The following is a 14,473-nucleotide window of genomic DNA, read 5'->3' on the forward strand; positions in this document are numbered from 1 at the left end:
TTCTTTTGGTTGTCATTTATCAAAAATTTAACATACATTTATCACGACAAATATAAGCCTTTTTCAACACTCGCATCAACGAGGCTCTCAACAAGCTGCCAGAGTATCTCAGAGTCTTGCTGAATAAAAGCTTTCTTTTGCAAGACCATCTCTGATGTGATGTTATCAGGATTATAATTATTTTCTGATACAACCAAATGATTAATGAGTGGCGTTATGGCGTCTATAGCTCTTGCATATCTCGCTTCATCACTGTCACCATGCTCAAATTCTTGCCATAACGCTTGAAACGCTTTTGATTGGTCCTGAGGTAATTTTCCTAAGCTCGTCTTGATTGACCGCAACTCTCTTTCCTGAGAACTCGCCTTGCCAGTCTCATCGAAAACCCAAGTATCCCCGGCGTAAATCTCCCCCAAATCATGGAGTAATAACATCGTGATGACTTTTCCCAGGTTAAGCTCACTTGGGTAATATTCTTTCAATAACGTTGCCACAATGGCGACTTGCCAAGAGTGCTCCGCACTATTTTCAAATCGCTTGTCTAATGTTCTGTTAAAACGCGTCACTGCTTTTAATTTCTCGATTTCGCCGATAAAAGATACTTGTTTTGCTAGTCTTTCCAACGATATATCCTTTCAACATAAGGCTAGTTTATCAAAATTTTCAATCAAAGCCATCAGCCATTAGACCGATTCGCCAAAATCGCTCGCCCAAAAATCAAATCTTCTGGTGTCGTGATTTTGATATTATCATAGGAACCCGGGACAATGGTAACAGGCACATCAGAAAAAACTTCTACTAAACTGGCATCGTCAGTTCCCAGAAACGCTTTCGACTGAGCGATGTGATGTACCTTTTGGATAAGACTTGTCTCGAAAAATTGGGGTGTCTGCGCCCCCCAGAGCTTGTCGCGCGGTACAGTCTGACTGATTTGTCCGGCTTGATTGATCTGTTTAATCGTATCCTTGACCGGTACTGCTAAGATTGCATTATCGTGGGCTTTCAGCGCATTTAATTCAGACAAGGTAACAAATGGTCGTGCCCCGTCATGAATCATGACCGCAGTTTCTGAAACCCTCGTAAGCGCATGTCTGACAGAATCTTGACGCTCCGCGCCACCCACAACAAAACAGACCTTATCCGACAAAAAGTCTGTAAAATAGACTTTTTCCTCATCTTTGCCAACCAAAATCACTTGCTTGCAGTCGGCATCCGATAAAAACAAATCGAGTGAATATTGAAAAATCGCCTGATCATTTAGCCTTAAAAAGATTTTATTGCGGTCAGCTGCCATTCGACTCCCCGAACCCGCAGCTAAAAGGATAGCGCTGTAAGCTTTCTGAACCCACCCTGTCATCGTGCCAATTCTCCAAAAATCATGCGACCTGCTGATGTTTGGAGCGACTTGGTCACTTCGATTTTAACCGTTTTGTCAATCATATCAGCCGTTTCTTCGACGACAATCATCGTCCCATCAGGCAGATAGCCAATCCCTTGACGACGTTCTGTTCCTTTTTTCACAATTTGAATGTCGAGTGTATCACCGACAATCAGCTGCGGTTTCACCGCGTTTGCTAAGTCGTTGATATTCAAAACCTGAACACCCTGAATTTCAGCGACTTTATTGAGATTGAAATCGTTTGTCACCAGTGCTGCTCCCGTCTCAGACGCATAGCGCAAGAGCTTGGTATCGACTTCGTGAATATCCGAATAATCCTTGCTTGACACCGTGACCTTGGTGATTTCTTTCATATCATTGACCAAATCAAGTCCTCTGCGACCTTTGGCACGTTTCAAGCTATCATTACTGTCAGACAAGAGTTGCAACTCCAACAAGACAAAGTTAGGGACGATAATTTCGCCGTCCAGAAAACCCGTTTTCAGAATATCGAAAATCCGACCATCAATCAAGACACTCGTGTCCAATAATTTGGCGTAATTTTTATTTTTACGCTTGTCTTTTTTGTCAGGTTTCTCTGGCTTTTCAGTTGGCGCTACTTTTTTGCGACTGAAAAATTTGAAAATATCAGCTTCACGTTTTGACGAAATGCTATAGCCGACATAAATCGTCAACATCATCAGTAAAAATGGAATGATGGTGGATAAAACAGGTGTCCGCAAAATCCAAAGCGGAATACTTGCGATGGCGCCAATGACCAGACCAATCACACCGCCAACAAACCCCCAAGTGATTTTGGGAATATTAATCGTTGCAATCGTTTGGTCAATTTTTTCGACAAAGTTCAACAGTAGTCTGATAAATATAAAAGAAAAAATCAGAAAAATAATTGCGCCAATTAAACTATTGACTACTGCGTTGTTTTCAAATTGCCTTTGATGGATAAGCACCCAAAATTCGGGTAGAAACGTATTGCCAAGCGTTGCGCCGACAATAGCCATCAAGGCGTGAATGATGATTCTTTTCATCCATTCCTCCTCTAAGATGTTGAGGCGACTGCTTTGAGACTATGAAAAATAGGAAAAGACATCAAGACACTATCGTGTCTGCGGACTTTTATCTTTTTTCCTAGTCTCAAGGAGCCGAAACTCAGTTAAATAAGATGTTGAGGTGACTGCTTTGATATGTAGAACATTAAGAAAAGCTATTAAAGTATGTTCTTTTCTGTTTTTCTAGACACAATCAGTCGCCTTGTCATTAAAACATGTAGCGTTATGATTGCGCTACCACACAAGAAAAATAAAGAAGTGTATCCGTTACAGGTACACACTTCCATTTTATCATAATTATCTGAAAAATACCTTGTTCAAGCAAATACCTTTTGCAAAACTTCGGCTAAAGTCGTGACACCAATCACTTCAATAGCTGGTGGTATCTCCAAACCTGCCAAAGCATTTTTAGGGGCATAAAGTTTTTTAAAGCCTAATTTTGCTGCCTCGTTAATCCGACTCTCGATGCGATTGACCCGACGGATTTCGCCTGTCAAGCCAATTTCTCCGATAAAGGCGACATCTGGCGCTGTCGGTTTTTCCTTATAACTTGAGGCAATGGCGACCGCAATCGCCAAATCAATGGCTGGCTCATCTAGTTTGACACCACCTGCTGATTTGAGGTAGGCATCTTGATTTTGGAGCAAGAGATTCGCCCGCTTTTCAAGCACCGCCATAATCAGACTGACACGATTAAAATCAAGGCCTGATGTTGTCCGTCTGGCATTACCAAAAATTGTCGGCGTGACGAGTGCTTGAATCTCAACCAAAATCGGTCTTGTCCCCTCCATCGAGACGACAATGGCCGAGCCAGTTGCACCCTCTAAGCGTTCTTCCAAGAAGATTTCACTGGGATTGGTCACTTCGACAAGTCCTTGAGATTGCATCTCAAAAATCCCGATTTCATTGGTTGAGCCAAAGCGATTTTTCACCGCTCGTAAAATCCGGAAAGTATGCTGGCGCTCCCCTTCAAAATAAAGCACCGTATCCACCATATGCTCTAGCATTCTAGGACCAGCAAGGCTGCCTTCCTTGGTCACATGACCGACGATAAAGGTAGCAATGTTATTGGTTTTGGCGATTTGGAGTAGCTCAGCGGTGACTTCTCGCACTTGACTGACTGAGCCTTGAACGCCTGTGATTTCTGGACTCATCACGGTTTGGATAGAGTCAATCACTAGAAAATCTGGTTGTAATTTTTCAATCTCAGCGCGGATGTTCTGCATATTGTTTTCTGCATAGAGGTAAAAATCAGAATCTAAATCGCCAAGACGTTCAGCCCGCATCTTGATTTGTTGGGCTGATTCTTCGCCTGAGACATAGAGGACACGCCCGAGATTAGCTAACTGTACGGAAACTTGCAAGAGAATGGTTGATTTGCCAATCCCTGGATCGCCACCGATGAGAATTAAACTACCAGGCACAACACCGCCACCGAGAACACGATTAAACTCGCCCATGTCTGTCAAAACACGGGGCGTATCAAGGCTTTCGACCTCACCAAGTTTGACAGGTCGCGTTTTTTCCCCAGTCAGGGTCACGCGCGCATTTTTAACCTCCTTCGCTTCAATTTCTTCGACAAACGAGTTCCATGCGCCACAATTAGGACAGCGACCCAGATATTTGGGCGACTGATAGCCACAGGATTGGCAGACGAATTTTGATTTTGCTTTCGCCATCTTATGCCCCTGTGCTACCAAAGCCACCGATGCGTGTGCCTTCAGCACTATCCGCATCTGCTAAGAGAAATGGGGCAAAAACACCTTGGACGATGCGCTCGCCTTTAGCAACTTCTACGACCTGATCCGTAATATTTTTCATTTGGGCAAAAATATGGCCTTCGTTGTCGGGATTACCATAGTAATCGCCGTCAATCACGCCGACGCTGTTAATCAAGACCAAGCCTTTTTTGCGCGGATTTGATGAGCGATCATAGAGGTAAAGCACTTCTCCTGCCTGCATATAGGCCTTGATGCCTGTCGGAATGAGTTTGATTTCTCCTGGGTTCAGGCTGACGGTTTCTGCTGCGATAAAGTCGTAACCTGCTGCATGCGCAGTACTTCTAACCGGTAAGTCAATACCTGTCTTTTCATAAGCTGTGACCAGTTCAAATCCTCTTGTTTTCATGATTTCTCCTATAATTATAATGTCTATAGCCTATTATACGAAAAAAGTCGAGAAAAATCTCAGACTTGTTTCGGTAGCAACTTTACTCAGCAAACTGAGCTTGTTGCAACTGATAATAATAACCCTCTTGCGCCATCAACTCATCGTGACTACCACTTTCAACGATTTGACCTTGATTGAGAACTAAAATCTTGTCAGCATTTTTAATCGTTGACAAGCGGTGAGCGATGATGAAACTGGTGCGACCCGTCATCATCTTTAAGAAAGCCTGTGCAATTTTTTGCTCCGTTAAGGTATCGACGGAACTTGTCGCCTCGTCCAAAATCAGCATATCAGGTTGGCTGATCATCGTCCGTGCGATGGTTAAAAGCTGGCGCTGACCCTCAGAAATTTTGAGAGCGTGAGCACCGACCTGCGTTTCTAGCTTATCTGGCAAACGCATGACAAAATCATACATATGGGCTTCTTTCAAGGCGGCGTAAATTTCTTCATCTGTCGCATCTTCACGACCATAGCAGAGATTAGCACGTAGAGAACTGCCAAACAGCCACGTTTCTTGCAGCACCATGCCAAAACTTTGGCGCAAACTATCGCGGGTCATGTCACGAATATCAGTGCCGTCTATCAAAATCGCACCCTTATTCACATCGTAAAACCGCATCAACAGATTGATTAAAGTCGACTTCCCAGCACCCGTTTTCCCGACAATGGCAATCATCTGACCAGAGGCGACCTTGAGTGAAAAATCGGTAATCAAGGGTTGCTCTGGACTATAACCAAAACTGATATCTTGAAAGGCAATGTCGCCTTTGGCATGTGCCAAGACACGTGCATCGGGTGCATCAGGTGTTTCAATCGGCTGAGTCATCAGCTCCTGCGTCCGTTTCAAACCAGCAAAGGCTGTCTGAATCTGTGTCGTAATCCCTGAAATTTCGATAAAGGGCTTCGAAAACTGACTGGCATAAATCGTAAAACTCGAAATCACACCGATGGTCACCGTGGTTGAGCCATTGAGTGCCATCAGGCCACCAACACAGCCCACTGACAGATAAGCCAAGTGATCTACAAATCGTGATAGCGGATTAGTTAAAGCAGAAGAAAATTGCGCTTTTTGACCCTTGACATAGAGTTCTTGGTTCAAGCTTTCAAATTGCGCTTGATTGACCCTTTCTCGTTGAAAAGCCTTGACTGTTTTTTGATTGCCAATCATTTCCGTGATATAAGCTGAAATGTCGCCAATAATCTGTTGTTGATTGACGAAGTCTTGCTGTGACGCTCGAGCAACTAGCCAAGAGACCAAGAAAATAATCGGTGTTGAGACAAGGACAACCAAAGTCAAAATTGGACTGAGGTAGAGCATAAAGACTAAAACCACAATGACAACAGTAGTACCAGAGAAAAGTTGATTAAAAACAGCAGCGCAGGCGACTGAAATGTTATCCATATCATTCGTGAAACGGCTAACAATATTACCATGGGCTGTTTGATCATAATAGCGTAGTGGTAATTGATTGAGATGGTCGTAAGCGTCTTTGCGTAGGACAGCGACTGACCGATAGGCTAAGCGATTACTGAGGCGCTGAATGCCCCACTGACTAAGCACCGTCACGATTAAAACACCGACAAGTAGGATTAAAAGGTGTCTCAACATTGGAAAATTAACCTGACCACGTTGTGACATTTGATCAACACTAAGTCCGATGTCATAAGTCATCAAAACAACAGTGATACCACTGACTAATCCGAAAATGATTGACAAAATAAGTTCTAAGCGAAAGGCAAGCAAGTAGGGCAAAAAGAAACGCCCTGAGAAAGATTTTTTATGATTAGATTTAAGCATGCGCCTCCTCTTGTGATGCAACGATAGCTTGGTATTCAGGCGAACTTGCAAGGAGTGCTTCATGGCTCCCTTTGCCAACTAGGCGACCGCTATCTAAAACTAAAATTTCCTTGGCTTGTTGAATGGAGCGAACTCGCTGAGAAATAATCATCATGGCGCTATCCGTGTCCCGCACCAGTGCTTGGCGCAAGTCCAAATCGGTCTGATAGTCTAAAGCAGAAAGCGAATCATCTAAAATCAAAAGGCGTGGCTTGCGAATTAAAGCGCGGGCAATGGTTAAACGTTGGCGTTGCCCACCTGAAAAGTTTTGACCATTTTCCATGATTAGGGTGTCTAGTCCGTCTGGTAATTTTTCGACAAAGTCACGGCATTGAGCTGTCTCTAGGGCTTGGAAACAGGCTACGTCTGTCGCATTCTCTTTCCCCCACTGCAAGTTCTCACGAATTGTGCCATGAAAGAGGACTGCGGTCTGCGGGACGAAAGCGATTTGGTGGCGCAAAGCCGCCAAGTCCCATGCTTGAATATCTAGACCATTGACCGTGATCCGCCCTGCTGCGACATCATAAAAACGTGGGATGAGTTGAGTTAATGTGGACTTACCACTACCTGTTGGACCAGTGATGCCGAGAAATTCGCCCGGTTTAAGGCTAAAGCTGATATCTTGTAGGGCAAGACCACCGTTTGCATCGTAGCGAAAGTCGACGTTTTCAAAGCGGATGAAATCTGGCTGACTAGGTGCGGTTTGCGCTTTTTCTGGTTGAATCAGAGAAGGTGTCGTCTCAAAAACTTGATTGATACGGGCGGCAGAGGCTGCGGCACGTGTGAAGATGACAACCAGATTTGAGACAACGATTAGTGCCAGAAGCATTTGGTTCATATAGTTGATCAGGGCGAGGACTTCACCGGGTGCTAGGCGGCCAGTGTTGACCTTAAAGCCACCGATATAAATCAGGGCAACAATGCCAAGATTCATGACAAGAGTCGTTGCGGGTGACAGCAAGGCTGACAGATTGGTCACGCGCTGGTAGATAGTTGCCAAGTCATCGGTTGCGGTATCGAAACGTTTGACATCCTCTTTGCGGCGAGCAAAGGCACGAATGACGCGCACACCGCTGAGATTTTGATTGACCTTTTCATTAAGATGGTCCAATTTTTCTTGGACGCGTTGATAAAGCGGTACACTGTAACGTACAATGAAAAATAAAATGACACAAAAAATCGGCAGCAAAATGAGATAGAGCAGACCTGTTTGCCAATCAATATAAAAGGCCATGATAACAGAGCCAACGCTCAAAAATGGCGCGCGAATGACCAAACGGATTAGCATGGCCAGAGCGAGCTGGAGTTGGTTGATATCACTGGTCAAGCGGGTGATAAGTGTGTCTGTCCCAAACTGATTTAAGTCTTGGTGAGACAGTTGATTGATTTTTTTCATGAGTTGCGTTCGGAGCTCAGTCCCAAAGCCTTGCGACGCGATTGAGGCATAGTACTGGCAAATCACCGCACAGATCATACCGATAACTGACATGGCAACCATCCAAGCAGTCATTTGCCAAACGGTCGTTTGATGGCCTGCTCTCACGCCTTGGTCAATCAAATGCGCCATAAACAAAGGCAGTACCAATTCAAAAACAGCCTCTAAAAGTTTGAAAAAAGGCCCTAAAATAATCTGCTTTCGGTAGGCCTTGGCATGGCGCAGTAACTGTATCACAAAACTCCCCCTATCCCTTTCTGATTTTACTGAGTTACCTCTATTGTAGCTCAATTACTAGCGGATAGCAAAAAGCCGACGCAAACTGGTCAGCTTTCCACCTTATTTTCAGAGTATAACAGACTATCCTTAAACATCCCATCACCCCAAATCTCACTTTCCGAAAGCGTCGTCTCGATTAGCTCAATCGGCTGCTCATTGACCAAAATCATGGCACAGCGATAGCCTGCAAACGGCTCATATAACGGCATGATAACAGGCACATCCGCAATCGCCTGCGCAATATCAGAACAAGTAAACGCCACGTGCGCCTGCGTTTTGATTTTCTCATCCAAAGTAGACGCCGCTCCAAAAGCATGCAGCTGAACAGGTAATCCAAAGTCATTTTGAATATCCAAGGTATACATGTCAAACAGCGCCGCATAGCGCGTGTCAGGATGATTGATAATCTCGGGCAATGGTACAGGCTTGCCGATATGATGAAATTTTAGATTAACGTTTTTCATGATTTCTCCTCCTACTTTTTTGGATAGCTTTATTATAGCAGATGATTAGTCAAAAAAACTCCTTAGAAACGTTAATTTCTAGGGAGTTTAGGCAGTTGACTTATTTGACTTATTTGACTTATTTTACCTCTTTAAAAATCACGTGTTTACGCAATTTTGGAGAATATTTTTTAAGTTCAAGACGGTCAGGGTTGTTACGTTTGTTTTTTTGAGTCAGGTACAAACGTTCGCCAGATTCTTTGTGTTCAAGAGTAATATTTACGCGCATCTTAGTTTGTCCTTTCTATTATTTTGTCACTTTTTTACCTTTGTAATATCCTTTGAGGGATACACGGTGACCGCGGCTATAATCACCAGTTGTTTCATCAAATGAAACTGTTGGTGCTGTCATTTTGTAGTGCGTACGACGTTTGTTTTTCTTAGATTTCGATGTGTGACGTGCAGGTACTGCCATTGTCTTAAATCTCCTTTGGTTTTATTAGATAACGTTGCCTTGATTTCTCAATACTTATCTATTCTAACAAAGTCTAGTCGAGAAATCAAGCATTTTTGTCAAGTATTTTTACTTGACGCAACATCAGTCTGAGTTTTCATCTTCATCACTTGATTAAAGCATAAAACCAGCAACACCGTCACCACCACCATGACCACGGCAACACCCGTGTGGTGAATATACACGGAAAAACTCACTAGGCTACCGGACAGCACGCTCGCGATCGGGTCTGTAATCGTCACAAATCCCGAATAGGTGCCAATCTTCTCCTCGTTCATCAGATCTGCGCGTAAACTTTGCGAGGATGGCACGAGAATCATCTCACCAATCGTCATGACAATGGAGGCCAGAATAAGCGGTATGAAGCTGTTCATTAAAAAGGCAGCAGCAAATCCTAGCCCTTGTAATAGGGCACCGGTCGTGAGACTTTTTCGTGCCGACCACTTGGTGGTGAGTTGGTTGACAAAGGTCATGCTAAAGATAATGAGCAGGGTATTTAACATGACAAATAGGGTCAGCATTCTCTGCCCATAAATTTCAAAGCCAAAAATCGTTGTTGTTTGAAAGCTATCTGACAAGTGAACAGGTAAATAAAAATCAATATTCCCAAAAATCACCTTGTTTAAAATCACAGCCACGATAAACAAGAGGAAGATTTTATCACGCGCCACGACCCCATAGTTTTGAATGAAACTTTCGCGTTCTTTTTTGGCTTTAGGTGTTGGCACGAAGCTCTCGCTGATGAAAAAATACTTGATACTACCATTAAGCAACTGTGCGACGAGCAAGCCTAAGAGTAATTCAAATAAATAATCTCTGAACAGCCAGCCACTCAGCGCTGCACCAAAGGTAATCGAGACATTGATAATCCAGTAACTCAGACTGTAAACATATTTTCGGTTCGTTTCGTCCGAGACATCAATAATCATGGCATTATCTGCCGCAGATTCAAAAGAAAAACCAAAATTTAAGAGGAAAAAACCAACAAATGTTGTCCAAGGATTTTGGAAGATCGGACTATTTGAGAGCACAGCAATTAAGGCACCCACAATCGAGATTGTCGAACCGATGAGGAGAATTGGTCGTCTACCATGCCGATCTGCTAAATGACCACCATAAAGTCCGATGATAAAACTAGAGACGCTTGAAATAATGAGGAGTACACCCGTAATCGCCGCACCTAGATAGTGATTGTAGTAAATCGTCATACTTGAACCGACAGTGCTGTAGCCCAAAACCCCGATAAAAGTCATGAGAATCCGGAGTTTGAGCGTCCGATTAAGTCGCATAAATGTTGTCATGAAAAACTTCCTATTCCTAAAGTTATTGCTTAATTATAGCAAAAAAAGCCTGTTTTGTCGGCTTTTTCTGGTATCTTATAATTTTTCCAGCTCAGCAATCCGTGCTTGTGTGGTGTCAAATTTTGTTTGATAATCCGCTTGTTTGGCTTGTTCTTTGGCGACGACTTCTGGTTTGGCATTGGCAACGAATTTCTCATTAGAGAGTTTGCGTGAAACCATGTCCAATTCTTTTTGCCATTTGGCTAATTCTTTGGTCAAGCGGGCAATTTCGTCTGAGATATTAAGCAACCCTGCAAGTGGCAAGTAGATGTCAACGTTTGATAGCACCGCAGTCATGGCTTGCGCTGGCGCTGTAATGTCAGCAGAAATCTCTAAGGTTTCCGGATTGGTGAAACGTGTCAAATAGTTGCTATTCTCTTTCAAAAAAGCTTCAATTTCCGCATTTTCTGTCTTGATTAGGATTGGCACTGTTTTGCTCGGTGCTGTATTCACTTCCGCGCGGATATTCCGAACGGACTTGATGATGTCTTTCAAGACTTCTACACCGCGAACGGCTGCATCATCTGTAAATTCTGGGCGAACTTCTGGATAGGCCGCAACGACTAGGCTACCATCAATCAAGCCAAGGTTTTCCGAAATTTCTTCGGTCACAAATGGCATGATGGGGTGAAGTAAACGCAGAATTTGATCTAGGACATACACAAGAACGCTACGTGTCACCTCTTTTTCTGCTTCATCTTCACCGTAAAGGACTTCTTTGGTCAGCTCAACATACCAGTTGGCAAAATCTTCCCATATAAAGTTATAAAGGGCCCGACCCGCCTCACCAAATTCAAACTTATCAAAGTTTTTCGTGACATGGTCAATCGTTTCATTGAGCTTGGTCAAAATCCAGCGATCCGTGACATTTCCAGCTGTTTTTTGGGCCACTTTGTCAATGTTGGCATAGGTATCTGCTGCGCTGAGCGTTTCCTTGTTCATGATGATGTAACGTGAAATATTCCAAATTTTATTAATGAAATTCCAAGCAGCATCCATTTTTTCATAAGAGAAACGGACGTCTTGACCGGGTGCAGAACCATTCGACAAGAACCAACGCAAGGCATCTGCACCATATTTTTCGATGACATCCATGGGGTCAATGCCGTTACCGAGTGATTTCGACATTTTGCGACCTTCTTCATCCCGAATCAAACCGTGAATGAGAACGTCTTTAAATGGGCGTTCATTTGTAAATTCCAGACTTTGGAAAATCATGCGGCTGACCCAGAAGAAGATGATATCATATCCCGTGACAAGGGTCGAAGTCGGGAAGTAACGCTTGAAGTCTTGGGCTGCCTCATCTGGCCACCCCATGGTTGAAAACGGCCATAAAGCTGATGAGAACCATGTATCCAAAACGTCAGAATCCTGTGTCCAACCGTCACCTTCTGGCGCTGTTTCGCCGACGTACATCTCGCCGTCTGCGTTGTACCAGGCAGGGATTTGGTGTCCCCACCAAAGCTGACGTGAAATCACCCAGTCATGGACGTTTTCCATCCATTGCGTGAAAGTATCGTTAAAACGTGGTGGGAAGAACTCAACTGCGTTATCAGTTTTTTGGTTGGCGATGGCATTTTTCGCCAGCTCATCCATTTTAACAAACCATTGCGTAGACAGACGTGGCTCCACAACGGCACCTGAACGCTCAGAGTGCCCGACACTGTGAACCATTTTCTCGATTTTAACGAGTTGCCCCATTGCATCGAGTTTGGCGATGATTTGTTTGCGCGCTTCAAAGCGATCCATATCCGCAAATTCTGCCGCAAGCTCATTCATTGTGCCGTCATCGTTCATGACATTAATCATGGGCAAGTTATGTCCTTGAGCATTAAGACGCTCAACCACATCAAAGTCGTTGGGGTCATGCGCCGGTGTGATTTTCACGACACCCGTTCCCTTTTCCATGTCCGCGTGTTCATCTGTGAGGACAGGAATTTCGCGATTGACAAAGGGTACGGTCACCGTTTTACCGATGATATCTTGGTAGCGTTCGTCTTTGGCATTGACGATAACCGCCACATCGCCGAGCAAAGTTTCTGGACGCGTTGTTGCGATTTCGACATTGCCTGAGCCGTCCGCCAAAGGATAAGTGATGTGGTAGAAAGCACCTTCGACATCTTTGTGGATAACCTCGATGTCCGATAACGCTGTGCGCGCCGCTGGATCCCAGTTAATGATGAATTCACCACGGTAAATAAAGCCTTTTTCGTACAGTTTAACGAAAACTTTTTTAACCGCTTTTGAAAGCCCGTCGTCTAGCGTAAAGCGTTCGCGCGAATAATCAAGCGATAGCCCCATTTTGCCCCATTGTGCTTTGATTGTCGCGGCATATTCGTCTTTCCATTCCCAGACTTTTTCGAGGAATTTTTCACGACCGAGATCATAGCGCGAAATACCTTGTTCACGCAAGCGTTCCTCAACTTTAGCTTGCGTCGCAATGCCGGCATGGTCCATCCCTGGTAACCAAAGTGTGTCATAGCCTTGCATCCGTTTGGCACGGATGATGATATCTTGCAGCGTTGTATCCCAAGCGTGTCCGAGGTGAAGTTTACCCGTGACATTTGGGGGTGGGATGACGATGCTGTAAGGTTTAGCTTTCTTGTCGCCACTTGGTTTAAAAACGTCAGCTGCCAGCCATTTGTCGTAGCGGCCTGCTTCTACTTCTGTTGGGTTAAATTTTGTTGATAGTTCTGTCATGTTTTTTCCTTTTCTTTTCTAGCATTAAATGATTTTCAGTCCAGTGAAAATAATCCCATCCCCTACCCCGCAAACTTAACATTAATCACAATAATCGCAGCAATCACTATCAAAAGCAGCACGGTAAAGGCAATATGCCGTTTTTTATGCATGAGAATGATGGCAACAAATTCTCGAATGAAAGCGTTGGGGAGGAAATATCTAGCAGTTCTGCTGCCGATACCATCACTGTTTAGCCCGACTTTTTTAGCAAACAGACCCGCTCTAAAAATATGGTAATCGTTGCTGACAAAGGCGCTTTGATAGGGCTTGCCTTGACTTCTTTCATCCATCAGGGCTTTGGAAAACTGCAAATTTTGCTGGGTCGTTTTACTGTTTTCTTCCGTGATAATCTCAGCTTTCGGCACCCCTTGTGACAGGGCATAGTTTGCCATGGCTACCGCCTCCGGCATTTTTTCGTCTCGACCTTGCCCCCCACTCATGATGAGTAGCGGCTGCTTTCCTGTCCTTGCTTGCTGTTCCTTCGCAAACGCCAAGGCTGCATCTATTCTACCCGCGAGCAACGGTGTCACAGTCTCACCGTTGAGTAGACCTGAACCCAGAACGATGAGATAGTCTTGATTGAACTTGGGTTTGATGTGATTAAAGAGGAGACTGCTGGTTAGGATGGTCATGAAGCTGAAGAAATAATAGATGAGGAAAATGACGATAACCATGTAGAGATAGGCAAAAACGCTGCCGGCTTTGAGTAAGAAATGTTGGAAAAGAATCAAGGTCAGGAAAGCTAGACCTAATAAAAGCGTCAACATATTGCCTAGCGTACGGCTTTCTTTTTTCAAGACGATGCGGGCATTCCAAAGGAGGTAGATGATCAAGGCATAGCCACCAAAGGAAAGTAGGACAAACGACATGATGCCGATGATGAGGCTGAGAAGGATTGGCAGTGGTGTGGTAAAAGACACACAAAGGATGACCAGATAGCCGATGGTGATGACAATACCGAGGTTCACGATGTAGCCTGTGAGTAAGCGTCGTTTGTCTTTTCGTATCACGAGGTAGGAGACGAGCCAAGAACCCAAGACCATAACCAGCATAAAGGTAAAGAATGCGCCTAAATCTATCTTGCTGTAAGTGATGATGGTGTCGACCAGCAGGACGATGCCTAGCCATAGGGCAAGTGCTGTCAGGCGAAATCTGACTTTTTTAATGCGAACAAGAACCAGATAAATGATAAGCGCCAAGATTAAAATAAGGTCTGGAATGATAACCATGTGGATGCCTTTCTAGTGATTAAACGTAATGAGGAGG

The 14,473-nt window shown here is 44.2% G+C and carries 13 protein-coding genes; all 13 read right to left on the reverse strand.

Annotated elements, in window-relative coordinates:
• Positions 1-41: 41 nt before the first annotated feature.
• A complete protein-coding gene (locus RsY01_RS03260) occupies positions 42-623 on the reverse strand; it encodes an HD domain-containing protein (protein ID WP_094784122.1) in 582 nt (193 codons plus the stop codon).
• 53 nt (positions 624-676) lie between these two features.
• Entirely contained in the window at positions 677-1,357 is a 681-nt protein-coding gene (gene ispD / locus RsY01_RS03265; RefSeq protein WP_094784123.1) for a 2-C-methyl-D-erythritol 4-phosphate cytidylyltransferase, read from the reverse strand.
• Positions 1,354-2,427: a PIN/TRAM domain-containing protein gene (locus RsY01_RS03270; protein ID WP_094784124.1), complete on the reverse strand. Its 1,074-nt coding sequence runs from the start codon at positions 2,425-2,427 to the stop codon at positions 1,354-1,356. Before RsY01_RS03270 ends, ispD begins: the two co-directional genes overlap by 4 nt.
• A 338-nt stretch (positions 2,428-2,765) precedes the next feature.
• Positions 2,766-4,127: a DNA repair protein RadA gene (gene radA / locus RsY01_RS03275; RefSeq protein ID WP_094784125.1), complete on the reverse strand. Its 1,362-nt coding sequence runs from the start codon at positions 4,125-4,127 to the stop codon at positions 2,766-2,768.
• Between the two features lies 1 nt (position 4,128).
• On the reverse strand, positions 4,129-4,575 hold the full coding sequence (locus RsY01_RS03280) for a dUTP diphosphatase (protein ID WP_094784126.1): 447 nt from the start codon (positions 4,573-4,575) through the stop codon (positions 4,129-4,131).
• Between the two features lie 82 nt (positions 4,576-4,657).
• Positions 4,658-6,415: an ABC transporter ATP-binding protein gene (locus RsY01_RS03285; protein ID WP_094784127.1), complete on the reverse strand. Its 1,758-nt coding sequence runs from the start codon at positions 6,413-6,415 to the stop codon at positions 4,658-4,660.
• Complete coding sequence (locus RsY01_RS03290) at positions 6,408-8,126, reverse strand: ABC transporter ATP-binding protein (protein WP_094784128.1); 1,719 nt, start codon at positions 8,124-8,126, stop codon at positions 6,408-6,410. Before RsY01_RS03290 ends, RsY01_RS03285 begins: the two co-directional genes overlap by 8 nt.
• An 89-nt stretch (positions 8,127-8,215) precedes the next feature.
• The gene (locus RsY01_RS03295) at positions 8,216-8,632 is read right to left on the reverse strand and encodes a hypothetical protein (RefSeq protein ID WP_094784129.1); all 417 of its coding nucleotides are present in this window, start codon (positions 8,630-8,632) and stop codon (positions 8,216-8,218) included.
• Positions 8,633-8,750: 118 nt separating this feature from the next.
• The gene (rpmG, locus tag RsY01_RS03300; RefSeq protein ID WP_003135293.1) at positions 8,751-8,900 is read right to left on the reverse strand and encodes a 50S ribosomal protein L33; all 150 of its coding nucleotides are present in this window, start codon (positions 8,898-8,900) and stop codon (positions 8,751-8,753) included.
• A gap of 18 nt (positions 8,901-8,918) precedes the next feature.
• Entirely contained in the window at positions 8,919-9,086 is a 168-nt protein-coding gene (rpmF, locus tag RsY01_RS03305; protein WP_003138753.1) for a 50S ribosomal protein L32, read from the reverse strand.
• 98 nt (positions 9,087-9,184) lie between these two features.
• Positions 9,185-10,426, reverse strand: a complete 1,242-nt coding sequence (locus tag RsY01_RS03310; RefSeq protein WP_094784130.1) for an MDR family MFS transporter — start codon at positions 10,424-10,426, stop codon at positions 9,185-9,187.
• A 75-nt stretch (positions 10,427-10,501) separates the two neighbouring features.
• A complete protein-coding gene (locus RsY01_RS03315; RefSeq protein WP_094784131.1) occupies positions 10,502-13,165 on the reverse strand; it encodes a valine--tRNA ligase in 2,664 nt (887 codons plus the stop codon).
• Positions 13,166-13,227: 62 nt separating this feature from the next.
• Entirely contained in the window at positions 13,228-14,436 is a 1,209-nt protein-coding gene (locus RsY01_RS03320) for a YdcF family protein (RefSeq protein WP_094784132.1), read from the reverse strand.
• Between the last annotated feature and the right edge of the window lie 37 nt (positions 14,437-14,473).

It is taken from the genome of Pseudolactococcus reticulitermitis, from assembly GCF_002260845.1.
Lineage (GTDB): Bacteria > Bacillota > Bacilli > Lactobacillales > Streptococcaceae > Pseudolactococcus > Pseudolactococcus reticulitermitis.

Coding starts and splice junctions, on each gene's coding strand:
- ispD (WP_094784123.1), bottom strand. CDS start 1,357: ATGACAGGGTGGGTTCAGAAAGCTTACAGCGCTATCCTTTTAGCTGCG.
- RsY01_RS03270 (WP_094784124.1), bottom strand. CDS start 2,427: ATGAAAAGAATCATCATTCACGCCTTGATGGCTATTGTCGGCGCAACG.
- radA (WP_094784125.1), bottom strand. CDS start 4,127: ATGGCGAAAGCAAAATCAAAATTCGTCTGCCAATCCTGTGGCTATCAG.
- RsY01_RS03280 (WP_094784126.1), bottom strand. CDS start 4,575: ATGAAAACAAGAGGATTTGAACTGGTCACAGCTTATGAAAAGACAGGT.
- RsY01_RS03285 (WP_094784127.1), bottom strand. CDS start 6,415: ATGCTTAAATCTAATCATAAAAAATCTTTCTCAGGGCGTTTCTTTTTG.
- RsY01_RS03295 (WP_094784129.1), bottom strand. CDS start 8,632: ATGAAAAACGTTAATCTAAAATTTCATCATATCGGCAAGCCTGTACCA.
- rpmG (WP_003135293.1), bottom strand. CDS start 8,900: ATGCGCGTAAATATTACTCTTGAACACAAAGAATCTGGCGAACGTTTG.
- rpmF (WP_003138753.1), bottom strand. CDS start 9,086: ATGGCAGTACCTGCACGTCACACATCGAAATCTAAGAAAAACAAACGT.
- RsY01_RS03310 (WP_094784130.1), bottom strand. CDS start 10,426: ATGACAACATTTATGCGACTTAATCGGACGCTCAAACTCCGGATTCTC.
- RsY01_RS03315 (WP_094784131.1), bottom strand. CDS start 13,165: ATGACAGAACTATCAACAAAATTTAACCCAACAGAAGTAGAAGCAGGC.
- RsY01_RS03320 (WP_094784132.1), bottom strand. CDS start 14,436: ATGGTTATCATTCCAGACCTTATTTTAATCTTGGCGCTTATCATTTAT.